The organism is Sorangiineae bacterium MSr11367 (genome assembly GCA_037157805.1).
Lineage (GTDB): Bacteria > Myxococcota_A > Polyangia > Polyangiales > Polyangiaceae > Pendulispora > Pendulispora rubella.
This window is the reverse complement of record CP089983.1, coordinates 6,063,754-6,090,713: the sequence shown is the minus strand read 5'-3', so window position 1 is coordinate 6,090,713 and position 26,960 is coordinate 6,063,754. Positions and strand designations below refer to the sequence as shown.

18 protein-coding genes are annotated in these 26,960 nt (G+C 65.9%); 10 read left to right on the top strand and 8 right to left on the bottom strand.

What is annotated here, in order from left to right; translation table 11 throughout:
• Window positions 1-12: 12 nt before the first annotated feature.
• The 4 genes from LVJ94_23210 to LVJ94_23195 all read right to left on the bottom strand — a co-directional run bounded on the left by LVJ94_23210 (window position 13) and on the right by LVJ94_23195 (window position 6,078).
• Window positions 13-3,186 (bottom strand): CusA/CzcA family heavy metal efflux RND transporter, encoded by a 3,174-nt coding sequence (locus LVJ94_23210; protein WXB10746.1) that lies wholly within the window; start codon window positions 3,184-3,186, stop codon window positions 13-15.
• The gene (locus LVJ94_23205) at window positions 3,186-4,367 is read right to left on the bottom strand and encodes an efflux RND transporter periplasmic adaptor subunit (GenBank protein ID WXB10122.1); all 1,182 of its coding nucleotides are present in this window, start codon (window positions 4,365-4,367) and stop codon (window positions 3,186-3,188) included. The genes LVJ94_23210 and LVJ94_23205 overlap by 1 nt, the downstream gene beginning before the upstream one ends.
• Window positions 4,364-5,650 carry a TolC family protein gene (locus LVJ94_23200; protein ID WXB10121.1) on the bottom strand — a complete coding sequence of 429 codons (1,287 nt, stop codon included), beginning with the start codon at window positions 5,648-5,650 and terminating at the stop codon, window positions 4,364-4,366. Before LVJ94_23200 ends, LVJ94_23205 begins: the two co-directional genes overlap by 4 nt.
• A gap of 92 nt (window positions 5,651-5,742) precedes the next feature.
• Window positions 5,743-6,078: a hypothetical protein gene (locus tag LVJ94_23195; GenBank protein WXB10120.1), complete on the bottom strand. Its 336-nt coding sequence runs from the start codon at window positions 6,076-6,078 to the stop codon at window positions 5,743-5,745.
• Window positions 6,079-6,338: 260 nt separating this feature from the next.
• On the opposite strand from LVJ94_23195, the gene LVJ94_23190 reads away from it, so the two are divergent.
• Genes LVJ94_23190 through galT form a run of 6 tightly spaced genes read left to right on the top strand, consistent with a single transcriptional unit; the run spans window position 6,339 to window position 13,256 of the window.
• Entirely contained in the window at window positions 6,339-7,355 is a 1,017-nt protein-coding gene (locus LVJ94_23190) for a substrate-binding domain-containing protein (GenBank protein WXB10119.1), read from the top strand.
• A gap of 37 nt (window positions 7,356-7,392) precedes the next feature.
• Entirely contained in the window at window positions 7,393-8,976 is a 1,584-nt protein-coding gene (locus tag LVJ94_23185) for a sugar ABC transporter ATP-binding protein (GenBank protein ID WXB10118.1), read from the top strand.
• Window positions 8,973-9,992 (top strand): ABC transporter permease, encoded by a 1,020-nt coding sequence (locus tag LVJ94_23180; GenBank protein ID WXB10117.1) that lies wholly within the window; start codon window positions 8,973-8,975, stop codon window positions 9,990-9,992. Before LVJ94_23185 ends, LVJ94_23180 begins: the two co-directional genes overlap by 4 nt.
• A 20-nt stretch (window positions 9,993-10,012) precedes the next feature.
• Window positions 10,013-10,987, top strand: coding sequence for a UDP-glucose 4-epimerase GalE (gene galE, locus LVJ94_23175; GenBank protein ID WXB10116.1), 975 nt, complete (start codon window positions 10,013-10,015; stop codon window positions 10,985-10,987).
• Window positions 10,957-12,168 (top strand): galactokinase, encoded by a 1,212-nt coding sequence (galK, locus tag LVJ94_23170; protein ID WXB10115.1) that lies wholly within the window; start codon window positions 10,957-10,959, stop codon window positions 12,166-12,168. The genes galE and galK overlap by 31 nt, the downstream gene beginning before the upstream one ends.
• A complete protein-coding gene (gene galT / locus LVJ94_23165; protein WXB10114.1) occupies window positions 12,165-13,256 on the top strand; it encodes a galactose-1-phosphate uridylyltransferase in 1,092 nt (363 codons plus the stop codon). The genes galK and galT overlap by 4 nt, the downstream gene beginning before the upstream one ends.
• Here galT and LVJ94_23160 read toward each other — a convergent pair.
• A complete protein-coding gene (locus tag LVJ94_23160) occupies window positions 13,234-14,892 on the bottom strand; it encodes an FAD-dependent oxidoreductase (protein WXB10113.1) in 1,659 nt (552 codons plus the stop codon). The genes galT and LVJ94_23160 overlap by 23 nt on opposite strands.
• 3 nt (window positions 14,893-14,895) lie before the next feature.
• Window positions 14,896-16,776 carry a prolyl oligopeptidase family serine peptidase gene (locus LVJ94_23155; GenBank protein ID WXB10112.1) on the bottom strand — a complete coding sequence of 627 codons (1,881 nt, stop codon included), beginning with the start codon at window positions 16,774-16,776 and terminating at the stop codon, window positions 14,896-14,898.
• Window positions 16,777-17,040: 264 nt separating this feature from the next.
• Between LVJ94_23155 and LVJ94_23150 the strand changes: the two genes are divergently transcribed.
• Both LVJ94_23150 and LVJ94_23145 read left to right on the top strand, forming a co-directional pair.
• Window positions 17,041-18,834 (top strand): bifunctional metallophosphatase/5'-nucleotidase, encoded by a 1,794-nt coding sequence (locus LVJ94_23150; protein ID WXB10111.1) that lies wholly within the window; start codon window positions 17,041-17,043, stop codon window positions 18,832-18,834.
• 71 nt (window positions 18,835-18,905) lie between these two features.
• Window positions 18,906-21,425 (top strand): protein kinase, encoded by a 2,520-nt coding sequence (locus tag LVJ94_23145; protein ID WXB10110.1) that lies wholly within the window; start codon window positions 18,906-18,908, stop codon window positions 21,423-21,425.
• Window positions 21,426-21,555: 130 nt separating this feature from the next.
• On the opposite strand, the gene LVJ94_23140 is transcribed toward LVJ94_23145, so the two are convergent.
• Complete coding sequence (locus LVJ94_23140) at window positions 21,556-22,224, bottom strand: urease subunit gamma (GenBank protein ID WXB10109.1); 669 nt, start codon at window positions 22,222-22,224, stop codon at window positions 21,556-21,558.
• 88 nt (window positions 22,225-22,312) lie between these two features.
• Here LVJ94_23140 and LVJ94_23135 point away from each other — a divergent pair, with 88 nt between their 5' ends.
• Complete coding sequence (locus LVJ94_23135; protein ID WXB10108.1) at window positions 22,313-23,680, top strand: sigma 54-interacting transcriptional regulator; 1,368 nt, start codon at window positions 22,313-22,315, stop codon at window positions 23,678-23,680.
• 21 nt (window positions 23,681-23,701) lie between these two features.
• Here LVJ94_23135 and LVJ94_23130 read toward each other — a convergent pair whose 3' ends face one another.
• The gene (locus tag LVJ94_23130) at window positions 23,702-24,943 is read right to left on the bottom strand and encodes a hypothetical protein (protein ID WXB10107.1); all 1,242 of its coding nucleotides are present in this window, start codon (window positions 24,941-24,943) and stop codon (window positions 23,702-23,704) included.
• A gap of 326 nt (window positions 24,944-25,269) precedes the next feature.
• On the opposite strand from LVJ94_23130, the gene LVJ94_23125 reads away from it, so the two are divergent.
• Window positions 25,270-26,700 (top strand): alkaline phosphatase, encoded by a 1,431-nt coding sequence (locus LVJ94_23125; protein ID WXB10106.1) that lies wholly within the window; start codon window positions 25,270-25,272, stop codon window positions 26,698-26,700.
• The last annotated feature ends 260 nt before the right edge of the window (window positions 26,701-26,960 follow it).

Genomic DNA, 26,960 nt, shown 5'->3' with positions numbered 1-26,960 from the left:
AATGGGAGCCTATCACTCCCCAGGGTACGGTGCCTTCGGGCCCTTTGCGGCAAAAAAAGTGTAAATGACCGGAAGAACGAACAGGGTCAGGAGGGTAGCCGTCAGGAGCCCCCCGATGACCACCGTGGCCAAGGGGCGCTGGACTTCGGCCCCGGGTTGGGTCGACAGCGCCATGGGCAAAAAGCCCAGCGAAGCCACCAGCGCCGTCATGAGCACCGGCCTTAGGCGTTCTTCGGCCGCTTCTTGGATCGCGGGTTTGCCCGTCCCCGGCCCCTCACCAGGACGGGGCCCCCTGGTCATTTGGTTGTCCAGGTGTTGCGCAAAGGACACGAGCACCAGCCCGTTCAACACGGCGACCCCGAAGAGGGCGATGAAGCCGATGCCGGCCGAGATGGAGAAGGGGATATCCCGCGCCCATAGCAAAACGACCCCACCCACCACGGCAAATGGCACGTTGAGAAAGATCACCAGGCCGAGCCTGACCGAACGGAACGCGAGCCATAGCAAGAAGAGGATGAGCGCCAGCGCCAGCGGCACCACCACCGCGAGCCGGCCTTTGGCCTCTTGGTAGTGCAGGAATTGCCCGCCCCACTCGGTGCGGTAGCCGCCCAGGTTTTGCGGTAAGGTCACCTCGCGCGCGACGCGCTGCTGTGCATCGCGCACGACCGAGAGCAGATCGCGCCCGCGCACATTGAACTCCACGCCGATGCGGCGTGACTGGTTCTCGCGGTTGATGGCGGCCGGGCCATCGACGAAGCCGAGATCCGCCACGTCGCCCAATGGGACGATCTGCCCACTGACCGATCGAAGGGGAAGCGCCCTGAAGGCTTCCAGATTGACACTCGCCTCGTCGCCGAGGGCGAGCTGCGTCTTCACCACGATGCCAAAGCGGCGTTCGCCTTCGAGGACGTTGCCTACGTGATGACCAACCGCCATCGTCTCCGCGGCTTGGTTGATATCGTCCACGGTGAGCCCGTACCGCGCGAGCTTGGCGCGGTCGGGTTCGATACGCAGGTACTTGAGCCCGGCGGTCTGCTCCACGCGTACATCCACCGCGCCGTCCACCTTGCGAATGGCCGCCGCGGCTCGCTCCGCCAGGCGGCGAAGTTCGTCGAGATCGCGCCCGTACACGAGCAGCGCCACGTCCGAGCGAAAGCCGGCGACGAGCTCGTTGGTGCGCATTTGAATCGGCTGCGAGATGGCCCCGGCGATCTCCGGCACGTCGGCGGTCATCCGCTCTTCGAGCTCGCGCGCGATGTCTTCCTTGGTGACACCACGCCGCCACGCCTCGCGGGGTTTCAGTCCGATGTAGACGTCCGATTGCTCGATGCCCATCGGATCGGTGGCCACCTCCGGCGAGCCGGTGCGGGTGACCACGTGATCGACCTCGGGGATCTCGCGGGCGACCCGTTCCAGGCGCATCGCCGTGGCATTCGACTCGCGGAGCGCGATGCCCGGCAGCCTTCGCGCCTCGACGAGCAGATCGCCCTCGTCGAGCTGCGGGACGAACTCCGCGCCGACGCGCGTGCCCACGCCGATGGCGGCCACGAGCCCCACGACCGCGATGCCGACGGTCCGCCAGCGATGGCGCATGCACGCTTGCAACGCGGGCACGTAGCGCTGGTGGATCGTGCGCACGATCCAGGTTTCTCCTCGCTCGGGTGGGAGCGGCCGCACGAAGAAGCTCGTCAAGACGGGCACCAAGGTGAGCGAGAAGAGGAACGCGCCGAGCAGCGCGAGGAGCACGGTGATGGCCATCGGGCGGAAGAGTTTTCCCTCGATGGAGGTGAGCGTCAGAATCGGCAGATAGACGATGGCGATGATCGTCTCGCCGAAGACGCTCGCGGAGCGCACTTCGAGGGTCGCCTCTTCGACGATGCCGCGCCGCTCGTCGGCGGAGAGCGCGCGCCCGACCTCGCGCTGGCGATCGGTGAGCCGGCGCACAGCATTTTCGACGATGATGACGGCGCCGTCGACGATGAGGCCGAAGTCGATGGCCCCGAGGCTCATCAAATTGCCGGAGAGGCCTAGCGCGTTCATCGCGATGATGGCAAAGAGCAGCGCCAGCGGGATGGTGACGGCGACCACCAGGCCCGAGCGCACGTCGCCGAGGATCAAAAAGAGCACCACGATGACCAGCGCCGCACCCTCGGCGAGGTTCTTTCCCACCGTCTTGATGGTGCGCTCGACCAAGGTGGAGCGGTCGTAGAAGGCCTCGATGCGCGTGCCTGCGGGCAGAGATGGCTGGATGGCGGCGAGCTTTTCCTTCACCGCCTCGGTCACCGTGCGCGAGTTCTCGCCGAGAAGCATCAGGGCCACGCCGATGACCACCTCGCCCTGGCCGTTCATGGTGGCCGCACCCCGCCGCAGCCGCGCGCCGAACTCCACGTCGGCCACGGTGGCGATGGTGATGGGCACACCTTGGGGCGTCGAGCCGATGACCACGCGTCCGAGGTCGTCGAGGTTCTTCACCAGGCCTCGGGTGCCAATGACGAATTGCTCGCGATCGTGCTCGATGTAGCCGCCGCCGGCGTTGGCGTTGGACTTCTCCAGCGCGGACACCACCTGCGCAATGGAGACGCCCGCCGCTTGGAGGCGTTTGGGGTCGAGCTTGATTTGATATTGCCGATCCTCGCCGCCGAAGCTGTTCACCTCGACGACGCCGGACACGATGCGAAGCTGCGGGGCAATCTGCCAATCGAGGATCTCTTCGAGCTCCATGAGCGACAGCCGCTCGTTGCGCACGGTGAATTGATAAATCTCGCCCAGGCCCGAGGTGATGGGCCCCATTTCCGGCTTTCCGTAGCGCTCGGGGACGGCATCTTGGGCCTCCCGCAGGCGTTCGCCGACTTGCTGCCGCGCAAAGTAGATATCGGTGCCGTCGCGAAAGACGACGGTCACGACGGAGAGGCCGTACTTCGAAATGGAGCGAATCTCCGTGGCGCGCGGGACGCCGGCCATGGCGCGTTCCACGGGGACGCTGATGTACTGCTCCACCTCCACGGGCGCGAGGGCAGGGGCGGAGGTGATGACTTGCACCTGCACATTGGTGACGTCGGGTACGGCGTCGATGGGCAGGTTGAACGCGGCATGGATGCCCGCGGCGACCAGAAGCACCGTGGCCATGAGCACGATGGCGCGGTTCCGGAGCGAGAAGCGCACGACGGCGGAGAGGAACGCGAGCATCACTCGGCCTCGTCCAAAGTGCGGCGTAAGATGGCGCTCTTCAGGGTGAAGGCGCCTTTGACGACCACGGGCTCGCCTTCGCGCAGACCGGAGACGATCTCCACGTCGCCGAGGACGGTGTCGCCGAGAACGACCTCGTGCAGCTCGAAGTCGCCGTCGGCTTCGCGCACGAAGACGATTTTCTTCTCGAAGGCGTCGATGACCGCGGAGCGGGGCACCACGAGTGCCGGTTTTCGCGGGGCGGAGGTGGTGATCTCGATCTTGGCGACGCCGAAAAGGCCGATGCGCAGCCGGTCCTCTTCGTTGGCGATGCGCACGCGCGCCGTGAGGGTGCGGGCCACCGGGTCGATTTCGCGGCCGATGTAATCGAGTTTGCCGGGAAACGGCTGCTCGGGAAAGGCGTTGAGGCGCACCTCGGTGGGGGCGCCCGTGCGCAGGCGGCCGAGGTCCTTCTCGAAGACGCGGCCGAGGAACCATGCCTCGGAGAGATCGGCGATGGTGGCGATGGTTTGGTCCGTGTTGACGGGTTGGCCGACGAAGGCGTCGCGCCGGGTGACGATGCCCGTGATGGGCGCGCGCAACGCCAGCCGCGAGCTGACCGCGTCGCCCGGCGAGCCCATGGCGCGCACCAGTTCATTGGCGGCCTTGGCCTGGGCATCGAGGGCGTCGGCCTCGGCCTTGGCCGAGCGCACTTCTTGATCGGCCGCGAGCCCGCGCGATGCGAGCTCGGTCAAGCGATCCGCATTGACACGCGCCGCTTGGGCGCGCGCGACGCTGGCCGCGAGATCGGCCTTCGCGCGCGCAAAATCCGGGACGCGCACGGCGGCCAGGACATCGCCGCGTTTGACGGTGCTGCCCTCGCGGAAGTTCACTTGCTCGAGGCGGCCGGCCACGGGCGAGGCGATCTTCGCCACCCGATCGGGATCGGCGCTCACCTCGCCGGGGAGCTCGAGGACGTTCGCAAGGACCTTGCGCGAGGCCGGTGCGGTCTCGATCTTCGCATCCGCGATGGCGCGCGGGGTGAGCTTCACCCGCCTGGGAAGCTCCGCGTGCTCGGGCTCGTCCGAGTGCTCGTCGGCGGCCTTTCCTTCGGGCGCCTTTTCGAGCGCGGGCTTCGATTTCGAACAGGCCGCGAGTGCCAACGCCCATGGAAGAATCAGCAGGATGGCTGCGCGTCTCATCGCACGCCTCCCTCGTCCAAGGTGCCCGTCACGCGTGCGAGCTCCACCGACGCGAGGCATAGCTTGCGCCGGGCCTCGACGTAGCCGAAGAGCAGATCGATCAGCGAGCGTTGCATCACCATGGCATCGCGCAGTGCGAGTTTGCGCGTCGCGAGCTCGTCGGCGATGGCCTCCAGCGCGCCTTCGGCTTTGCGCACCGCCTCGGGGTCGAAGCGATCCACCGCCTCTTTGCGCCGCGCGAACGCCTCCGCCGCCTGCACCACGCGGAGCTTCGTATCCCGACGCAGACGCTCGGCCTCCGCCTCGGCGCGCTCGGCGAGGGCATGGGCTTCCTCGATCTCGCCCGCGTTGGTGCGGGCCAGCGGAATGGGAAACGAGAGACCGATGCCCACCGCGCGCTCCTGGATCCAGTCGCGCCGCGCGAAGATCGACACCGTGGGATTCGGAATGCGCGACCGGCGCAAGGTCCGCGCGCGTGCCTCCTCGGCACGGCGCTCCGCCATGGCGGCGTCGATCTCCGGCGTCCGCACGATCGCACGGTCGACACGCACACCCAGTGCCGTTTCGGGGACGGCCATGGGCGTGAGCGTACCCTCCGCATCCGGACGCTGGGCTACCGGATCGAGTCCCACCGCGACGGCCAGCGCCGCCTGTGTTTCCGCGAGCCGCTGCTCCGCTTCCAGCGCGAGCGTCGTCAGCTGCACGCCCTCCGACTCCGCGAGCACCGCATCCACCGGTGCCGAAAGCCCGATCTGCGCACGCGCCGTGGCATACCCTTTGAGCGCCTGCGCAAGCCCGGTCAGCCTTCGTGCAATGCGCTGCCCTTCGGCGGCGGCCAATTCATCGAAGTAATTCGAAAGCGCCGCGGCCACCACATCGCGCCGCGCGACCATCACGCGACTTCGCGCCATCTTCTGCTCGGCCTCCGCCACGTCGATGCGTGCCCCACGCTGGCCGGCGATCTCCACCTCCTGCGAGAGCGTGGCGCTGTAGAGCGTATTCGCCTCGTTCGCGACCGGATTCGTCGGCATCCCCAAGGTCAGGCCCAGCGTCGGATTCGAGGGCAGAACCACGCCCGCCGCCGTTCGCCGTCCATCCGCCGCACGCGCACCTTTCTCTTCCGCGCGCAAGGCCATGCTGTTGGCCACCGCGCACCGCACCACGTGCTCGCGGCTCAGTCGCGCGCCGCCTCGACAATCGACATTCTCGGCACGTGTCTCCTGTGCCAATAGCAGCGACGCCGCAGCCGATGCCACGGCGGCGAATTGTTTCCAATGTTTCATTAAAGTGACCTCTGTCGGCGCGGCTGTGCCGCGCAGTCATCGCCTAAATCGCTAAACGAGGCGGACAGCCCCCGGTCCCGCTTGCGGGCCGGTCACGACAGTCGAGGTGGTCGATAAATGGAGCGCGCTGGCGCAGCCGGCGGCGTGTTCGCTTCATGCGGCGGCGCAACGCCTTCATTAACGTCAGGTAAGGTATCCAGCGCCGTCGCATCCGTGCGGGGCAACGGCGGAACGCCCGCATGCGGGCAATGGCATGCGGGACACCCCGCGGGACAATCGCATCCGCCGCGCTCATCCCCATCGCAATCGCCGCAGGCATCGGCATTGGCCTCGCCGGAGACGATCTCAGCCAGCACCGGCAGCGCGCCCGACATGGGGAGCGCCCCCGCGAACACGAGCACCCGCGCTAATGCGAAGAACAGCGCCATCCATGGATGGTGCGCTCCTCTTCGTTTGATGGGGGCAGCTCGGGACACGGCTCGACTTTTTTCTCGGGGTTGTGTGGAGCGGCGGAGGCCCCCACGGACCTGGAACGTAGCACGTCGTGCTCATGACGCATCGCTTCACGCCGGTGAGAAAGAAATTACCCTGATTCGTTTTTCTCCCCCGACCCGCGCAAGTCTCTTTACGATGCGCTGCTTTGTATATGGTCTGCTTCTCACGTCGAGGAGCTGGAGGAGCGTCGCTCATGAAACGAAGTCTCGCGCTGTGTCTCTCGGTGTGCTGTGTCCTCGCGGCCTGCAAGTCTGGAAAGGAAACCCCGACGGAGAATGCGGCCGCTGCGCAGCCCCAACCGGCCAAATCGGGTAAGCGCACCATTGCGTATATTCAGAAACAGGGAGACCAACAGTACTTCGTCGATCAGGCGGCGGGCGCTCAAGCGGAGGCTGCCAAACTCGGGGTCGAGCTCAAAGTTTCCAATGTGGCGCTCGATTCCAATTTGGCTGTCAGCACCCTCGAGACAATGATTGCTCAAAAGGTGGACGGCATTGCCATCGTCGTTCCTGACCAATTAATCGGTCCGCAAGTGATCGATCGCGCCAAGCAAGCAGGCATTCCGCTCATCGCCTCCGACGACGGAATCCTCGACGCGCAGAAGAACGCCGCGCCCTTCGTCGGCTTCGACGGCACCGCGATGGGAACCGAAGTGGGCACCAAGGCGGGACAGCTTTACAAGGCATCCGGTTGGAAGGCCGCCGAGACGCGCATCATCAGCGCCTCGAAGCAAGATCTCAGCGTTTGCCAAGATCGCGTGAATGGCGCCAAAAAAGCCTTCCTCGAGGCCTCGGGCGAGACCGGCATCAAGGTCATCGACCTGGGAACGAACAATTCACCGACGGACGCGCAAGACAAGACCGCGGGCGTCATGACCGCCAACCGCGGCGTCAAACACTGGGTCGTGTGGGGCTGCAACGACGAGAACGTCAGCGGTGTCGTGAATGCACTTCAGAACGGCAACGTCGACCAGAAAGATATCGCGGGCGTCGGCCTGGGCGCCTATCTCGCGTGCAAGGATTGGAAGGCCGGCAAAACGACCGGCATGAAGGCGGCCCTCTTCATCGACGGAAAAGACGTCGGCGCCGCGGCCGTGAAGGTGCTTTCCGAGGCGATTCAAAACAAGACCCCGCTTCCCCCCAAGACGATCGCCAAAACACACATGGTCGATTCGACGAATTGGGAGCAAGCGGGAGTAAAGTGCATGTGACCGTCAAACATCCGATGTGATAAGACGGTGGGTGCCCATGACCACCGCGTTGCAGCTATCGGGGGTGAGCAAGGGATTTTCCGGGGTACAGGCCCTCTCTGACGTGAGCATCGAATGCCAAGCTGGCGAGGTGCTCGCGTTGATGGGGGAAAATGGCGCCGGCAAGTCCACGTTGCTCAAAGTCCTCAGTGGTGACCACCAGCCCGACACCGGTCGCATCGTCGTCGGCGGAACACCGCGGGTGTTTCGCACGCCGGCCGAAGCGCACAAAGCCGGTGTGCGGGTCATCTACCAAGAGCCCGAGATCATTCCGCACGTCTCCGTTGCGGAAAACGTCTACGTGGGCGCCTTGCCGCATCGATTCCATTGGTTCGATCGCAAAGGCCTCATCAAACGTTTTCGCGCCGACCTGGAGCGATTCGGCTTCTCGGGAATGCTCGACGCGGAGATGTTGGGCAATCAATTGTCCGCCGCGCATCGCCAGCTCGTAGAGATTCTGCGTGCGCTGGTCGGCGAGGTGAAGATCATCGCCTTCGACGAGCCCACCTCCTCGCTCTCGGGCGAGGAGACGGACGTCCTCTTCGCGCTGATCGAGCGGCTGCGCCAAAGCGGCGTGGCCATCATCTACGTCTCGCACCGCATGCAAGAGATCATGCGCATCGCCGACCGCGTGGCTGTGTTGCGGGACGGGAAATACGTGGGTGATCGTAAGGTGCGGGAAAAGCCCGGGGCGCCGGCCACGTTGAGCGAGGACGACGTCGTGCGCATGATGGTCGGGCGCGATCTCTCGGCGATGTACGTGCGCGAGACGCACGAGCCGGGGCACATCGTCCTATCGCTCGACAAGATCACCAACGAGGACGTGCACGGCGTGAGCTTCGACGTGCGCGCGGGCGAGATCGTCGGTCTCGCCGGACTCGTGGGCGCAGGTCGCACCGAGCTTGCGCAGGCCATCTTCGGCGACACGCCGATTCAATCGGGTCGCATCCTCTGGGATGGGGAAGGCGAGGGCAAACTGCGCGAGCTTCACCTGCGCAGCCCGCGCGATGCCATCCGCGCCGGCATCGGCCTCGCGCCCGAGGAGCGAAAGACGCAGGCGCTCTTGATGCGTCGCTCGGTGCGCGACAACACGTCCTTGGCCGTGCTGGAGCATCTTCGGCGTTTCCGCTTCATTCGCGGTGACGAGGAGCGCGATCTGGTGCGCAAGTTCGTGAGCAAGCTGCGCGTGCGTACGCCGTCGCTGGAGAGGGAGGTGCGCACGCTGTCGGGTGGCAACCAGCAGAAGGTGGTGCTTGCCCGGTGGCTTGCACGGCGGCCGAAGCTTCTCATTTTGGACGAGCCCACCCGCGGCGTGGACGTCGGCGTCAAAGCCGAGATCTACGCCATCATCGCGGAGCTCGCGCGTGAGGGCATCGCGGTGCTGGTCATCTCGTCCGACCTCCCGGAGGTCATCGGCCTCTCGGACCGCATCGTGGTCATGCATTGCGGCCACGTGACCGGGCAGCTCACGCGCGCCGAAGCGACCGAGGAGCGGATCATGGCTCTCGCCATGGCGGGTTATCTTCAGCAAGCCCCTGAAAAAGCGTCAAAAACCGAGCAGATGATGGAAGGTGCACAGTGACTCAATCCGCGGCCGAGGCCATCCACGTGCAAGACGAACGATCGCTGCCGCGTCGCGTGCTCGACGCTGTGGGCGCTCAGAACCTGAGTTTGCTCATGGCGCTCGCCGCCGTGGTGACGATCATCGGCGTGCAGGATCCGAACTTCTTCTCCCCGAGCAACATGCTGGCCATCGGCACCGCCGTGGCCATCGCCGGGTTGCTCGCCGCCGTGCAGACCGTCGTGGTCATCTTGGGCGCGCTCGACATCTCCGTCGGATCCATGACCGGCTTCACCTCGGTCATCTGCGCCATGGTCTTCACCGCCACCGGCAGCGCATCGCTGGGCGTGGTGGCGGCGCTGGGCATCGGCCTGTTCTGCGGCTTGATCAACGGCGCCACCATCGTCTACGGCCGGGTGAACCCGGTCATCGCGACCTTGGCGACATTGGCGACCTTCAAGGGCCTCGCGCAGCTCGTCTCGGGCGGCCGCGCCCAGGGCTACACCGGCGGGGACGACTTCTTCATCTTCCTCGCGCGCGGCAGCATCGCGGCCATTCCGACGCTCATCTGGGTGCTCGTGCTCATCGCCGCCGCGCTGCACGTGCTCCTCAAGTACACGGACATCGGGCGCAACATCTACGCCGTCGGTGGCAACGACGTGGCCGCGCGCCTCGCCGGCATCGCCATCAACAAGTACGTGGTTGGCGCCTATGCGCTCTCCGGCGCAGTCGCCGCCATCGCGGGCGTGCTCCTCACCGCGCGCACGGGCTCGGGCCAGCCGGTCTCCGGCAGCGAGGGCCTCGAGCTCGAGTCCATCACCGCGGCCGCACTCGGCGGCTGTGATCTACGGGGAGGAAAGGGCGCCATCCCGAGCACGTTGCTCGCCATTCTGCTCCTCGGCGTTCTGAGCAACGGCATGACCGTCCTCGGCGTGAACCCCTTCTGGCAGAACGTTGCCAAGGGCGCGTTGCTGGCCATCGCCGTCATCATCCAACAAAAGCGCAGCGGCGAACGCGCTGTCGGGCTGCCTCGTTAGAGCGCGAGAGAGAATCCACCATGCGACTATTCGTCACGGGCGGTGCCGGTTACATCGGCAGCGTCGTTGCCGCGAAGCTTCTTCAGGCGGGGCACGACGTCACGGTGTTCGACAACCTTTCCACCGGTCACCGCGAGCTCGTTCCCAAGGCGGCCCGCTTCATCCAGGGAGACCTGCTCGATCGCGCCGCCGTGCAGGCAGCCGTGGGGGCCGGCTTCGATGCCGTGCTGCACTTCGCGGCCAAGTCCCTGGTCGGCGAGTCGGCCCAGAAGCCGTCGCTCTACTTCGGTGAGAACGTCGGCGGTGCGGTCAATCTGGTCGATGCGATGCGCGAGGCCCAGGTCCCGAGCATCGTCTTTTCCTCGACCGCCGCGGTGTACGGCGAGCCCGAGGTGGTGCCCATCCCGGAAGATGCGCCGCCACGTCCCGTCAATGCGTACGGCGCCTCCAAGTTGGCCATCGACCAGCTCCTCAGCTTCTCCGGGGCGGCCCACGGCCTGAAGGCGGTCAGCCTGCGCTACTTCAACGTGGGTGGCGCCTTCGGCTATCAAGGTGAGCGCCACACCATCGAAACGCACGTCATCCCGCGCATCCTCACCGCGGCCCAGCAAGACGAGTCGTTCGACGTCTACGGCACGGATTATCCCACGCCCGATGGCACGGCCGTCCGCGACTACGTGCACGTGGCCGATCTCGCCGACGCGCATCTTCTCGCGCTGCTCGACATGGCGGAGCGCGGAACGATCGGACAGCACCGCATCTACAACTTGGGCAACGGCGAAGGCTTCTCCGTACGCCAGGTGCTCGAGGTCGCGCGCCAGGTGACGCAAAAGGCCATTCCCGCCAACGAGCGCCCGCGCCGCGCCGGCGATCCGGTGCGCCTCGTGGCCAGCAGCGAAAAGGTCCGGCGCGAGCTCGGATGGAACCCGGAGCGCTCCGACTTGGCGAGCATCATCTCCGATGCGTGGTCCTTCATGACGAAAGGCCGGGCCTGACCGTGGCGGTGACGAGTGCCGAACTTCTCGCCACCGTGCGCGCCGAGTTTCGTGCGCTGACCTCGCGCGAGCCGGAAGGCCTCTGGCGCGCGCCCGGCCGGGTCAACTTGATCGGCGAGCACACCGACTACAACGACGGGTTCGTCTTTCCGCTGGCCATCGACCTGCACGTCCTCATCGCAGCCTCACCCCGCACCGATGGCGTGCTGCGGGTTCGCTCCGTCGAAAAGGGCGAAACGGTGGAGATCCCCGATGTGCGGGCCCTCGTGCCGTCCTCCGCGTGGAAGGGCGCATGGGCCTCGTACGTCGCGGGCACCGCGTGGGCCCTTCGCGATGCGGGCTACGCCATTGGCGGTGCCGACATCGTCGTGGGCAGCACCTTGCCGGCCGGCGCGGGGCTCTCCTCGAGCGCCGCCCTCGAATGCGGAACGGCGCGGGCGCTCACCGAGCTGCACGGCGTTGCCATCACGGATCTCGACATTGCCAAGCTCGCGCAGCGCGCGGAAAACGTCTTCGTCGGCATGCCGTGCGGGCTGATGGACCAGCTATCGTCCACGTTTGGCCGGGCAGGGCATGCGCTCTTCATCGACGTCCGCAAGCTCGACATCGTTCCGTATCCCTTCGACGTGCGCTCGGCCAACCTCGAGCTCCTGGTCATCGACACGCGCGCCCACCACGAACTGGTCGACGGCGGATATGCCGATCGCCGCGCCGCCTGCGAGCGCTCCGCCGCCAAGCTGGGGGTGCCCGCCCTGCGCGACGTCGCCGTGTCGGATCTGCCCAGCGCACTCGAGCGCCTCGCCGATCCCATCCTGGTGAAGCGCACCCGCCACATCGTCACCGAGAACGACCGCGTGAACCGCATCGCGGAGCTGCTCGCCGCCGGCCGCGTGACCGAGATTGGCCCGCTGCTCACCGCATCGCACGTCTCCCTGCGCGATGACTTCCAGATCTCGTGCGAGGAGCTCGACGTGGCCGTCGACACCGCGCTTGCCTCCGGCGCACTCGGCGCACGCATGGTCGGCGGTGGGTTCGGCGGCTCGGCCATTGCCTTGGTGCCGCAAGACAAAGCCGCCGCCCTGGAGCAAGCCGTGGTGACCGCCTTCGCCGCGCGCGGATTCACCCGCCCATGGATCTTCCACGCCGTCGCCGCCGACGGCGTTCATCGAGTTCAATCGTGAGCCGACCCGAAACGAACAAGACCCGCATCCTTCTCTCCGACGGCCGCGAATTCGTTTACTACGACGATCGCCCCGGCATCGACCGCACCGCGCCCGATCGCCGCGGCCTCGAGCCTCACAACCCGAAGTCCGAGATCCGCTACGATCCGGTCCTCGATGACTGGGTCATCGTGGCCGCGCACCGCCAGACGCGCACCAACCTGCCCAAGGCGAGCGAGTGTCCCCTGTGCCCCACGCTCCAGGGCGCCGAGTACCTCTCGGAGATCCCTGCGGACGACTACCACGTCGTTGCCTTCGAGAACCGTTTCCCTTCGCTCGGAGGCTCGAGCGGCGGCCTCGAGGTCCTCGAGGGCACCATCCACACGAAGCCCGGGGTCGGCCGGTGCGAGGTCGTCTGCTTCACCAGCGACCATGGCTCCTCCTTCGTGAAGCTCCCCCAAGCGCGCCTGCGCACCCTCGCGGCCGCGTGGGTCGATCGCACGTTGGAAATGTCGAAGTACCCGGGGGTGGAGCAGGTCTTCGTCTTCGAAAACCGCGGTGCCGAGATTGGCGCGACGTTGGACCATCCGCACGGCCAGATCTACGGCTACCCCTTCGTGACCTCACGCACCGCCCGCGCGCTCGCCTCCGCAGAGCGCTGGCAGAAGGCCCACGGCGGTTGCCTCTTCTGCGCCATCGTTTCCGAGGAATCGCAGAAGCGCATTCGCGTGGTCCGCGAGACCGAGCACTTCGTCGCCTTCGTCCCGGCCGCTCCGCGCTTCCCCTACGAGGTCCACGTCTACCCGCGCCGCCACGTGCCCGATCTCCCCGCGCTCACGCAGGCCGAGCTCGACGAGCTCATGGCCCTCCAGGTCGACTTGCTCGAGCGCTTCTTCCGGCTCTTCGACAAGCCCATCCCGTACATGTCCTGCTGGCACCAGGCCCCGGTGCGCGTGGGCCGCGATCTGCACCACCTCTCGCTGCAACTCATCAGCCCGCAGCGCGCGCCGAACACGCTCAAGTTCTTCGCCTCGAGCGAATCCGGCATGCACGCCTACACCATGGACGTCTTGCCCGAGGCCATCGCTACGCGCTTACGGGATATCTAGTCCCGGGCGCGTCCGCCGTCGCGAAGTACTCTTCGAAGCGCCGATCCGCATCGGCGCCGAACAAGATCTCGCACGCCTCGCGAAGGCCCGGCGCATCGCGCAGCACGTCCTTGTGGATCACCAGCGCAATCTTGGAGCGCCGCCGCAAAAAGTCGTCCAGCTTCACGATCATCTCGCGCCGCGCCGCCTGCGCAATCTCGCAGCGCAGGTACTCGGCGCCCTCCACGACCAACTCGGCCATCCGCGGATCGGCGCGGATGTCCTCCAAGAGCCCCAGCGCTTCGGCGCCATAACGCCGCCACAAACGCGACGTCAGCTTCTCCGAGGAGCTCGGCGGGGTCATCCCATCGAGGTTCATCAGCCGCGCCTGGTGCAAGAACTCCCGGTGCGTCTCGTCCGGCGGCTCGCCGTACCAGCGTGCCTGCGGATACGGGAAGGAGACACCCAGCGACTGCACCTCCTCGGCGATTTCCTCGCCCACGTTGAGGCAGTCGGTCAGCTTGCCGCCGAAAATGCTGATGTGACGCCGCTCGCGATCCACCTCGATGGCGTGCTTGCGCGACAGCTGCGTCCAATCGGTGCCGCCATTGCCGGTGGACGTCACGGCCAGCGGGCGCACCCCGCATCGCTCGGCGATGATGTCCGCCTCGGTCAGCGGCTTCTTCAGCTTGAGCCGCTTGTTGATGTTGTCCAACACGAACCGGCGATCTTCTGCGGTCACGTGCGTCTCGGGCCGATCCACCCGCGTGTCCGTCGTGCCGATGCACGAGCGCGGGCCCATGGGAATCACGAAGAACGGCCGCCCATCGTCGGCGAACATGGTGAGCACCCGGCGGTGCGGCGTGATGCGATCCACGATCAAGTGGATGCCCTTGGAGAAGACGTGATGGTGCGACGTCTTCTCGCCGGCGTTCCCGTTCATCGAGTCCACGTACGGCCCGCACGCATTGACCACCACCCGCGAGCGAATGGTGATTTCACGCCCGTCCGTTCTCGAGCCCGAGATGTCCTTCGCGCGTGTGACCCACATGCCCGAGGCCGCGTCGTACTCCGATCCGCGCGACTCCACGTAGTTCGCCGCCACGCAGCCATAGTTCAGCGCACCGCGTACGAAGTTGAAGACGAAGCGCGCGTCGTTGTCGTGCAAAAACGCGTCCGAATATTCGAACCCGCCGTCGGCCACCTCCAGATCGATCACCGGCTCCTCGCGCGCCATCTTCGACTGGGGCAAGAGGCGCGGCTTCTTGGTGAACAGGCTGCCGATGAACCAATAGATCCACGCACCCAAATACAGCTTCCACAATCCGTGGCGAAACCCGCGCGGGTGCGCGGCGAAGAAGCGAATCTCCTGCACCGTGGAGGGGTAACTGCGAATCAAGTGATTGCGCGACATGCAGAGTTTGCGCACCAGCCCAAACTCCATCGTCTCCATGTACTTGATGCCGCCCCATGCCAGGTTCGACGATTGTTGGCTGGTGAAACCGGCAAAGTCGCCCTTGTCGATGAGTGCCACCTTCGCGCCCCGCGCGGAGAGGCACGCCGCCGAAACGGCGCCATTGATTCCCCCACCCACCACGAGAACATCGAAGTCCACTTCGCCGAGGCGCTGGACGTTGGCAATTCGCAATTGAGGCATGATCTATTTCGTGCGTGTATTCAAGTGGGTCTCGAGGAAGCGGGCAACCCGCGAATAGAATTCGACTTGGTTGTCGTGGCGCACAATCCCATGTCCCTCGTCGTCTTTCACCATGTATTCGACGGGGGATTTGTGCTGCCGCAGTGCCTTGACGATCTGATCCGATTCCGCCTTGGGCACGCGTGGATCGTTCTTGCCCGCGTAGACGAACAGCGGTGCGGTGATCTTGCCTGCATCACGCAACGGTGAAATCGAATCCAGGAACGCGGGGTCCTTGTCCGGATCGCCAATCTCCGTCCGGTAGTTTTCCCGCACGGGCCCGCTCGTCGAGGCCATGAACGAGTTGAAGTTCGCAATGCCGAACATGTCCACGCCGGCCGCCCACAACGACGGCTGCCGGATGAGCGTGCTCAACACGACGTACCCACCGTAGCTCGCGCCGAATGCGACCATCTTCTTTCCATCGGCCCAGGGCTGCGACTGCACCCAGCGTCCGACGGCCTCCACGTCCCTGAACGAATCGAGCCTCTTCGGCCCATTGTCGGCGGCCTCGTAGGCCCGTCCGAAACCGGCCGATCCCCGGATGTTCGGCTCGACCCACGCGTAGCCGAGGCTCACGAAAAAGCGGGCGAGGGGAGACCACCGGGTCATCGACGAATCGCTGGGGCCGCCGTGGAACCAGACGATGACCGGTCGCTTCGCGTCCCCGCCGCCGCCACCCGGAGGAATGTACGCGTGCACGGGCACCTTCAGGCCGTCGCTCTCCACTTCGGCCGACGTCGTCTCGATGGCCGGCAATCGATCGAGTGAGGCGCGCGCATCGGCGCGCATCGGCTTCGACGCGCCGGTCTTGGTATCGATGGCAAAGATGTCTTGCGGCGCTTGCGGGGTCGACCACGAAACCGAAAGGCTCGAGCCGTCGTTGGAGAAGTTGCCGGCGTATCCTTGCCCCAGGGGCATCTTGATGGCGGTTTTAGGCTCGAGCGTGCGCGTGTCCAGGAGCCGCAGCTCACTATGGTTGCCGGCATTCAAGGTCAATGCGAGCACGTTCCCACCGGGCGCGACGGTGACGTTCTCGATGGTCGCACGCGGCGCCTCCGTCTCGACGTAGCGCCGGATCTCCCTCCCGCTCTTCGTATCCAGCGCCAGCACGATGGCCTGCTCGGCGCCGCCATCGGTCGCCACGAATACGCGCGAGCCATCCGGCGAAAACGCCGCCCCGCCCACGCGACTTCGTTGCCCAAGCAACGGGTACAGGGTGCTCGACGTGCCTCGCTCCAGATCGAGCAAGGCGAGCTGGTTGTCCGACCACTCGCGGAATCGATTGAAGAGCCCCCACTTCCCATCGCGGCTCACGTCCACGAGCTGCCCGCCGTTGGCATCTTGATAGATCCACTTCGACGGTACGGGCCCCGACTTGTCGGGCGTCATCGCGGTCGTGTACACGCCGGCCAACGCCGAGTTCACCGCCGTGCGGCCGCTGAAGAACAGCATGTCCTGGGCCTTCGCGGGAAGCTGCGGCGAATCGCGCAGAAGCCGATCCCTCGGCGTGAGTATCGTCAGATTTTTCCCGTCGAGGTCCACGCGGAAGAACGTCACCTGCTCGTCGGCGGCGCGATCGGAGCCGAAGACGACCGTCTTCCCATCCCGCGTCACCAGCGGCGAGAACGCCCTATCGGACGAGGTTTGCAGGCGCACGGCCGGCGCCTCCGGGTGCGCCGGATCTCCCAGATACAGCTGCGGAAGGCCTTCGCGGTTGGAGACGAAGACCACCCTCTTCCCGTCCGGTGTCAGCACGGGCTCGCGGTTGGAGAAGGCGTCCAAAATGGGCGCCACCTTTTGGGCCAGCTCCTTCTCCCGGGCGAGCGACGCGCCAGAGGACACGTCTGGATCGGCGTTGGCCTGGATCGACGCTGTACCTGTCGATGTCGCGGGGGGCGGCGCCTCGACTTTCTCGCGTTCTCGGCCAAGACAGCCACATGCTGAACTGCAAGAAAGAGCAGTGAGAGCAGACAAAAACAAGGAGGGCGCGATCGGAAAGGTTCGTAGCACGGACCCAGCATACAACGTGGCGGATGGCGAAAGTATGCTACGAGATGGACGCTCGGCTGACGTGGGTTCGTCACCGGTTTTCGTTACGGGGCAAGCATGCGTCTTCGACGATCGATTCTGGTCCTCTTACCTCTCCTCGCCGCGGCGAGCGTTCCTTTCGTCATCTCTTCCTGCACGGGGGACGACACCCTGTTGAACAACAACGGGGTGGACGCGACGACCGACCACGCGGCCGACGTGCAAGCTGATGCCGCGTCCCCCGTCAAAGTGCAGATTCTCGGCATCAACGATTTCCACGGCAACCTCGATCCGCCGGTGGGAAGCGGCGGTATCATCCCCGCCGCACCCGGCGATCCGGAGATCGGTCCCGACGCCGGCGCCAAGCCGCGCGACGGTGGTACCATCAACGACGTGCCCGCGGGCGGTGCTGCCTACCTGGCCGCGCACATCGCCAAGCTCAAAGCGGCGAACCCGAACACGGCCATCGTCTCCTCGGGCGACCTGACGGGGGCGAGTCCTCTCGTTTCGGCGCTGTTCCACGACGAGCCGGCCGTCCACGTGATGAACGCCATCGGGCTCGATTTCAACGGCGTCGGCAACCACGAGTTCGACCACGGCGTGCCCGAGCTGCGCCGCCTCCAGTACGGAGGCTGCCACCCCGACGAATGCGCCGGCGGCGCGGCCGACTATCCGGGCGCCAGCTTTCAGTACCTTGCGGCGAACGTCGACGTGGCGAAGGACAAGACGGTCTTTCCGCCCTACGCCATCAAGGACTTCGGCAGCGTCAAGGTCGCCTTCATCGGGATGACCCTGAAGGATACGCCCTCGGTCACCATCCCGAGCGCGATCGCCGGCCTCACCTTCGACGACGAGGTCGCGACGGTGAATGCGCTGCTGCCCGAGATCAAGAAGGAGAACGTCAGCGCCATCGTCGTGCTGCTCCATCAGGGCAACATCCCCACCGACGGCACCACCTACGACGGGTGCGGTATCAACAGCGGCGTCATTGCCGATATCGCCACCAAGTTGGACCCGGCGATCGACGTGGTGCTCAGCGCGCACTCGCACCAGCCGTACAACTGCACCCTCGGCGGGAAGCTCGTCACCAGCGCCGCATCGTTCGGCCGCGTGGTCACCCAGATCGAGCTCACCATCGACCCGGCGCAGCACAAGGTCACCGCCAAGACGGCGAAGAACCACGCCGTCACGCGCGACATCGCGCCCGATCCGACGGTGCAGGGAATCGTTGCAAAGTACACGGAGCTCGCCGCGCCTCGTGCGAACAAAGTCATCGGGCGCATCACCGGCCCGCTCACGCGCGTCCAGAGCGGGGAGTCGAACCTCGGCGACGTCATCGCCGACGCCATGCTGGCCGCGGCGCAAAAGCCGGGCTTGCTGGCCAAGGTCGCCTTCATGAACCCGGGCGGCATTCGCTCGGACATTCCGTGCGCGGCCAACGACTGCTCGGCCAGCAAGCCGAGCCCGGTCACGTACGCTCAGGCGTTCACCTCGCAGCCGTTTGGCAACTACCTCGTCACCATGACGCTCACGGGTGCGCAGATCCGCGACATCCTGCAGCAGCAGTTCAACGTGACCCCGGCGCGTTTCCTCCAGGTTGCCGGCATCAAGTACACGTACACCGGCACGACGGTGGACGTGTCCTCGATCCAGATCGCCGGCGCAGCCATGGTGCTCGATCAATCGTACCGCGTCGTGACGAACAACTTCGTCGCGGCCGGTGGCGATGGATTCACGGTGTTCAAGCAGGGCACCGAGGTGACGAATGCCGGCCCCGACGGCACCATCGTCGACATCGACGCGCTCACGGCGTACCTCACGGCGCACGATCCGCTCACGCCTCCGACATTGGATCGGATCGTGAAGAGATAAGACGAGAGACAGGGGACTCGTGACGTAAGCGTCACACGGACGACATCTCTGATTCGGTATAAGCCGGCTCTGTGGGGTCGTCCGCGCACTTTGGCAAATATCGATTCATCGCCACGCTGGGGCGCGGGGGGATGGCGGACGTCTACCTGGCGCTGCAAAGTGGTCCGGTCGGATTCCGCAAGCTGGTCGTCGTGAAGAAGCTCCGCGCGGACGTGGCCGAAGAGGACACGTACCGCGCGATGTTGCTCGATGAAGCGCGCCTCGCCGCGCGCCTTCGCCACCCCAACGTGGTGCAGACGCTCGAAGTGGGCGCGCACGATGGGCAGCACTTCATGGCGATGGAGTACCTCGAGGGGCAACCGCTCGGGCGACTCGCCACCGTGGCCGCGAAGGCCAACGCACCGGTCTCTGCGCCGATCGCCGTTCAGATCATCATGGACGTGCTCAGCGGCCTCCAGTACGCCCACGACCTGCGCGACTTCGACGGCACGCCGCTCGGCATCGTCCATCGCGACATCAGCCCGCAGAACGTGTTCGTCACCTACGATGGCGAGGTCAAGCTGGTCGACTTCGGCATCGCGCGCACCAACTTGAGCAACACCGCGACGCAGGCCGGTACGTTCAAGGGCAAGCCATCCTACACGGCGCCGGAGCAGGTGCGTGGCGATCCCATCGACCGCCGCGCCGACGTGTTCGCCACCGGCATCGTGCTCTGGGAGCTGCTCGCCCAGCGGCGTCTCTTTCGGGCCGAGACGCCCATGGAGGCGATGCACAAGCTGCTGCTCGAGGACATCCCGCTCCTCTCCAGCGTCAACCCCGACGTGCACCCGATCCTCGATGCGGTGTGCGCGCGCGCCCTGCAGAAGGACCCCGACGGCCGCTTCGAATCGGCGGCCGAGATGCGCGCCGCCTTGCAGACGTTCTTCGATCACGCGGGCATCCACCCGACGCCGCGCGACCGGGTGGGCGAGTGGGTCGCGCATCTCTTCGAGAAGGAGCGCACCGCCGTTCGCGATCGCATCGTCGAGTGCATGCGCGTTCAAGATGGGGATGCGCCGCGGAACATCGACTCCGTACCCACCTTGGTCCTCGGCCCGTCGTCGTCGCAGGCCACCCCGCACTCGACGAGCCATCCCATTTATTCGACCGTGCGCGCCGAGGCGAAGCGCAGTCGGGACGCGGCCACGCGCCGCCGGCTCGGTTTGATCCTAGCGGGCATCACCTTGGCGCTGGCCGCCGGCGCCACCGGCGTGGTGGTGGCGCACAACCTCCGCGCGAAGCCCGAGACCGCCGGTGCGCAGATCGCCTCCCAACGCGATGCTGCGGGGAACGAAGAGCGCGTGCTGCGGTTGTGCGGCTCCAACACCATTGGCGCCGAGCTCGCGCCTGCGCTGGTCGAGGCGTACTTCAAGAAGAAGGGCTTCGCCCAAATCGCGCGCGGACCCGGGAAAAAGCCTTCATCCGTGGACGTCCGCGCCGCGCGCGGCGATGAGCGCCCGCAGGTGGTCTCCATCGAGGCGGAGGGAAGCGCCACCGCGTTCACCGGCCTGGCCAACGGTGCGTGCGACGTGGGCATGTCCTCGCGGTCCATCCACGACGACGAGGTTGCGCTGCTCGCGCAAAAGGGCCTCGGCGAAATGCGCTCGCCCGCCAACGAGCACGTCATCGCCCTCGACGGCATCGCGGTGGTCGTCCACCCGAACAACACCGTGCGCTCCCTCGATGCCGATCAACTCCGCCGCATCTTCACCGGCACCGCGCACGATTGGTCCGAGCTCGGCGCGGCGGCGGGACCCATCAGCGTCTTCGCGCGGGACGATGCCTCGGGCACCTACGACACGTTCAAGCATTTCATCCTGGGCAAGGAGAAACTCGTCGGCGCGGCGAAGCGCTTCGCCGACAGCGACGCCCTCTCGGACGCCGTGGCCAACGAGCCCGGTGGCATCGGCTTCATCGGTCTCGCCTACATCCGCTCGGCCACCGCCCTCGCCGTCTCCGATCGCGGCGCGCCGCCGATGTTTCCTTCGCCCTTCACGGTCACCACCGAGGGCTACATGCTCTCGCGGCGTCTCTACTTCTACACGGCGGCACGCCCTTCGAGCCCGCTCACCCGCGAGCTCATCACCTTCGCCCTCTCCGCGGATGGCCAGAACACCGCCCGCACGACCGGCTTCGTCGATCTCAACGTCCGCGTTCACGATCCAGAGGCCTGCGAGAAGCGATGCTCCGCGCGCTACGTGGCCGCCATCAAGCGCGCCCGCCGCCTCTCGCTCGACTTTCGCTTCCGCAGCGGCACCAAAGAACTGGACAGCCGCGGCACACGCGATCTCGACCGCGTCGTCGCCTTCTTGAACGGCCAACCGGGCGCCCGCGTCCTGCTTCTCGGCTTCTCCGACGGCGTCGGCAACCCCGCACAGAACCTCCTACTCTCGCGCGAGCGCGCCAAGGCCGTGGGCGAGGAGCTCGCCGCCCGCGGCGTGCACCCCGCCCAGATCGACGGTTTCGGCGCCGAGATGGCCGTCGCCTCCAACGCAGACGAATCCGGCCGCGAGCGAAACCGCCGCGTCGAGGTGTGGATCGCGCCGGAATAGAGGGTTTAGGGGGTAGGGTTTAGGGTTTAGGGGGAGAGAAGAGAGAAGAAGGGATTACGGATTAGGGCGAGAGAAGAGATTGAGGGGAGAGAGCGTTCGCCCATAACCCCCTCACCAATCTCGTTCTTCCCTAAACCCTAAACCCTAAACCCTCATTCCCCTCGACCAACGTGACGGTGCGTGTCTCGCCGGGCTCGAAGCGCACGGCCGTCCCGGCGGGCACGTCCAGGTGCTTTCCTTCGGCGGCTGCGCGATCGAAGTCCAAGGCGGCGTTGGTTTTCGCGAACGGATAGTGACTCCCCACCTGAATCGGCCGATCGCCGCGGCTGGTCACGGTGATCGTCGTGCGCTTGCGCCCTGCGTACAGATCGAGCTCGCCAGGGGCCACCTCGATTTCGCCGGGCTTCGTCTCGGCTGCTCCGTCCTCGCCGAAGATGGCCAGGTCGGGCAGGGGCAAGAAGCTCCCGTAGAGGGCCAGCGACAGATCGCCATCGTCGAGCACGATGGGATCGTGCACGGTCACCAACTTGGTTCCATCGAGGAACGTCCCCTCGACTTGCACCTCGTGGATCATCTCGGGAACGCTGGCGAGCACCTGGCGGCGCCCCAGCACGCGGCGCCCGAGGTCCATCAGCTCGGCCACCGAGCGCCCATCGCGGATCCATTCGAGCAGCTGGGTGGCAAGCAGGGCGACCGCCTCCGGGTAGTTGAGGCGCGTTCCGCGTGCGAGGCGCTTCTGCGCGAGGAAACCGGCTTGGTGCAGGACGAGCTTGTCGATGTCGCGCGGCGAGAGGTGCATGGTGCCATCATCGCCGCCTGGCATCGTGCGTCAATGTGGACTCTTGCGGCATCGCTTCGGACAGAACATGATGCAGGCTGTTCCGTTCATGCGACACGCAGTTCCACCCGGGGGCGAGCCCACCAAGGTCCAAACATTCGAGCCACTCGCCAAGGCTGCCCCCTGTCCTCACCTGATGTGGCGAGACCTGCGCGGGCAACACAAGGTCAAGCTGACCATGCCCTCGACGCTCCTCGGCTCCGCGAGCGGCGTCTCGGTGGTCATCACCGACACCACGGTGTCCCGCCTCCACGCGGAAATCGAGCTCCGCGAGGACGGCGTTTGGATCCGCGATCTCGGTAGCCGCAACGGTACCTTCGTCGAGGGCGTCCTCGTCTCGCGGGCCCGCGTCGCCGACGGCAGCAAGGTGAAACTCGGCGTGACCGAGCTCACGGTGGTCTACGACGGCGAGCAACAGCCGCCCGAGCTCTGGCCCGAGGAAAGCTTCGGCCCCTTGGTGGGCCGCACCCCGGTCATGCGAGCCTTGTTCGCCTATTTGTCGAACATCGCCAAGGCCGACTCGCCCGTTTTCATCCAGGGCGAAACCGGCACCGGCAAAGAGCTGGTCGCCCAGGCCATCCACGAGGCGTCACCCCGCGCGGACAAGCCGTTCGTCATCGTCGACTGCGCCGCGCTCCCCGAGAGCCTCATCGAAAGTGAACTCTTTGGCCACGCCAAGGGCGCCTTCACCGGGGCCATCACCGCCCGCACGGGCGCCATCGAGGCCGCCGACGGTGGCACGCTCTTCCTCGACGAGATTGGCGACTTGCCCATGTCCGTCCAGCCGCGTCTTTTGCGCGCGCTCGAGTCGAGCACCATCCGTCGCGTGGGCGAGACCTCGCGCCGCAAGGTGAACGTGCGCTTCCTTTCGGCGACCCACCGGGATCTGCGCACGATGGTCAACGCCGGTGACTTCCGCGAGGACCTCTACTTCCGCCTCGCGGTCCTCCCCGTCAGCGTGCCGCCGCTTCGCGAGCACTTGGACGACGTGCCCCTGCTCGTCGAGCGCTTTCTTCCGCCCGGCGTCGCCGCCAGCCCGGAAATCGTGGCCCAGCTCACCAAGCGCCCTTGGCTCGGCAACGTGCGCGCCCTTCGCAACTTCGTGCACCGCGCCGCCGTCATGGGCGCCCAGGTGGCGCTTTCCCTGAGCGACACCGCCGGCGAAGGCGTCCCGTCACCGTCGCTTCCGCCGCCCGCCACCAACGCGGCCGCCGCATGGCCCGGCGTGGCCGACTTCGACCCAGCCATCTTCGACGCCGACTTCAAGCGATTCCGCGAAACCTGGGGCGACACCGGCGAACGCGAATACGTCCGCCGCCTTCTCGCTCGGCACGGCCGCAACGTCTCCAACGCGGCCCGTGCGGCCGGTGTCGACCGCACGTACCTCTATCGCTTGATCCGCAAGCACCTGCTCTAGCCAGGTCCAGTCCTCGTCTCGCTACATCTTCTTCAAGTACGCGAGCATCGCCGGATAGTCCGACGGCGGAAGGTGCGGAATGCCCGGGGCACCCACGGCATTGAGGAACTCCATCAGCGCCGTGTAATGCTGCAGCATTTCCTCCAAGGTGGCGGCGCTGTTGTCGTGGAAGTACGGTGCGGTAAAGCGCAATCCGCGCAACTGCGGAATATCGAACGAATTGAAATCTTCGATTTTACCGCTGATGAGCGCAACGCCCGGATCGGTGCTGGGGCAGGGCTCTTTCTTTTGCGTGAGCGGGCAGGGGGCGATGCTCCCATCGGGCAAGGTGAAGATGTACGGCCGCACCGGGAGTGTGCTGGGCTTGAAGCCGAAAGGTACCTCCGGCGGCCGCGGTCCCGAGACGAAGAGGTTTTGCGCCTGCCCGAACCCAATGTTCGAGCCGGTTCCCGTCGCCCCGCTATGACAGAGCGAGGAACACTTGTTCGTGAAGAGCGTCTTGCCCTCTTGCTCCAGCGCATTCAGCGGCGGATCCGGATCCGGCGGCGTCTCGCCCTTCTCGAGCGCTCGCGCCACCAGGTACATCCCCGGCGACGAAAAGAGCACCTTCTGGAACTCCGCCACATCGGACAGCAGCCTCGCCCCGGGCTCGCGCTGGATCTGCGAATGGTCGTGCAGCGCACCCAGTGCCTGCGATTCCAGATTCGGTTGCCGCCCGTCCTGCTGGTACGGCGCCGTGAGGCCGATGTTCAACACCGGCGGCACACCGCGAAGCACCGTCACCGAGGTCGCCGCGGGATCGTCGGCCAGGTGCACGTTCGGCGGCAGCTTCAAGGTGACGCGGATGAGACCCTTCGTGCGAAGGCTCGTGTAGTCGTTCTTGCCGTCGTCCGCATCGATCGGCTTGAACAGCGGATCGCGCCCATTCGTCTTGCGGTAGAGGGCCTCCGCCGACGCGGGCGACAGGCCGAACGCATCCTCCGGCCGGTGGCACGTCGCGCAGGCCCGCCCGTTTCCTTTGACGCCGGGGAACTCGAAGAAAAAGAGCGCCGCGCCGCGAAGGATGCTCCTCGCATTTCCCTTCGGCAGAAACGCCGCCGAGCCCACGGCCTGCGTCAGCGCCTCCTCGGACATCTCGCCCGTTTCGCCCGCGGTATCCCCCGAGCCGGAATCGTCCCGCGACTCGGCCCCTGCGCATCCCACGCCGCCCCATGCCAGAGCGGCCGCTCCCAGAATGCTCCAGACCAGCGTTGTCGTCTTCAATCGGCACCTGTCCTGTTTTGTGCTGTCGCGTGCTGCGTGGAGTGTTGCGACGGGCTGTACTGCAACGCCGGTACCGTTCGCGCCACGCACCGGGCAGGTTTGAAGTGGCGGAAAAAAAGCCAGGGGATGCGTGGTCTGGCGATCCACTGTCGACTACCAGTCCACAAAAAGTGGTCCAGGCTGCATCTGACACTCCCTGGGCGGAGGTCGTACTTCAGCTCGAAGAAACCAATCGACATGCCTCGAAGCCATCGAAAAATTGAATGAACTGCCCTGTGAAGTTTCAATTCGCTCTCGGGGCCGAGAAGCACCATCCTGTGAGGCACATGAAACGGGGCTTTTTCGTCGCGGTTGCCATCGCAGTCTGCACGGCGTGCGCGCCCACATCGAAGGTCTCGCCGGCCGCGTCGGTTGCGGCGCCGTCGGCCTTTCCAAAGAACGTCATTGTTCTCTTCGCGGACGGAACCGCGTCCACCCAGTGGGAGTTCGGCCGCTACACCAGCGAACATCTGCGCAAGCGCCCGTTTCTCGTGACCGACGTGGTCTTCCGGCAGGGCACCCTCGGATTGATGAGCACCTGCTCGGCCACCGGCATGGTGACCGACTCCGCGGCCGCGGCCACCGCCATGTCGACGGGGGAAAAGACGCACAACTTCATGCTCAGCGTCACGCCCGACGGCAAACCGCTCCCCACCATGATGGAGACGGCGAAGGCCGCCGGCTTGCGCACCGGCCTGGTCACCACCACCGCCATTTACGATGCATCGCCCGCGGGCTTCAGCGTGCACGCCAACGATCGGCGCGCCTTTCAAACCATCGTGGACCAGTACCGCGCCTTCGAGCCGGACGTCCTCATGGGCGGCGGCGCCGATTACTTCCTCCCAGCGCCCCAAGGAAAGCGGAACGACGGCGCAGACGTCATCGCCGCCTTCACCGCCAAAGGCTACCGCGTGGTGCAGCAGCCCGATGACCTGCGCCATCTCGGGGCATCGCGTCTGCTCGGCCTCTTTCCCGAGTCGCCGGAGTCTTTCGTCGACCGGCCCACCGTCGCCGAGCGTGAACGTGCCGCGTTGAGCGTGCTTTCGCAGGGAGATCGCGGGTTTTTACTCTTCGTGGAGAACGAAGGCACCGACAATGCCGGCCATGCGAACGACATTGCCGGATTAATGCACGCCCTCTGGGATTTCGACGACGCCGTGGCCGTCGCCCTCGAGTTCCAAAGGCAACACCCCGACACCCTGGTGATTGTCACCGGCGACCACGAGACGGGGGGACTGAGTGTCACCACCGCGCGCGCCGCCCGGTCGAATGCGCGCATCGTCCCGGGCGATACGGAACTTCGCCTCATCGACCGCATCTCGCTGTCGCTCGAGGTCGCGGCGGACAAGGTTGCCAGTGCGCCCGCCGCGTCAGCCGCGGAAACCCTGGACTCCATGTTGGCCATGCACTTTCCAGGCTTTGTCCTGGACCCCGAATTGCGCCGTACGATCCTGGAGGCCGGGCGCGCGGGGGATGCGGGTGAGGCGAGTGAAGGACCGCGGCGTGATGCGCGCGATCGGCGCGATGCCATTGCTGGCGCACTCGCACGCATGGTGTCACGCCAAACGGGTTTCTATTGGGGGACGTCGGGTCACACGACCGAACCCGTGGTGGTCGGTGCCATTGGGCCTGGCGCCGGAATTTTTCGCGGATACCAAGACAATACCGAATTTGCCCGGCATTTGCGGAGTCTCATCGTGCGCCGGTCACTCCGGTGACCACGCCATATCCGAATAAGAAAGGCCATAAGAGCAAACAAGAGGGCTAGCGCGCGCCACGGAGGATGCTGAAACTTGGATGGAGGACCTTTCGCTCCCACCAGTGCGAAAGATCCAACGTCGTTGACGCGACGCCTCTTGACCTTGTCGCAGATCGACGTAGCCTCATCCGTAGCGGATTTGTACGTTTCAAAGCCTCACGATTTTATTGTTCGATTGCTAGCGCTAACCCATCGAATTGTTTCGCGAGATCAGGGATC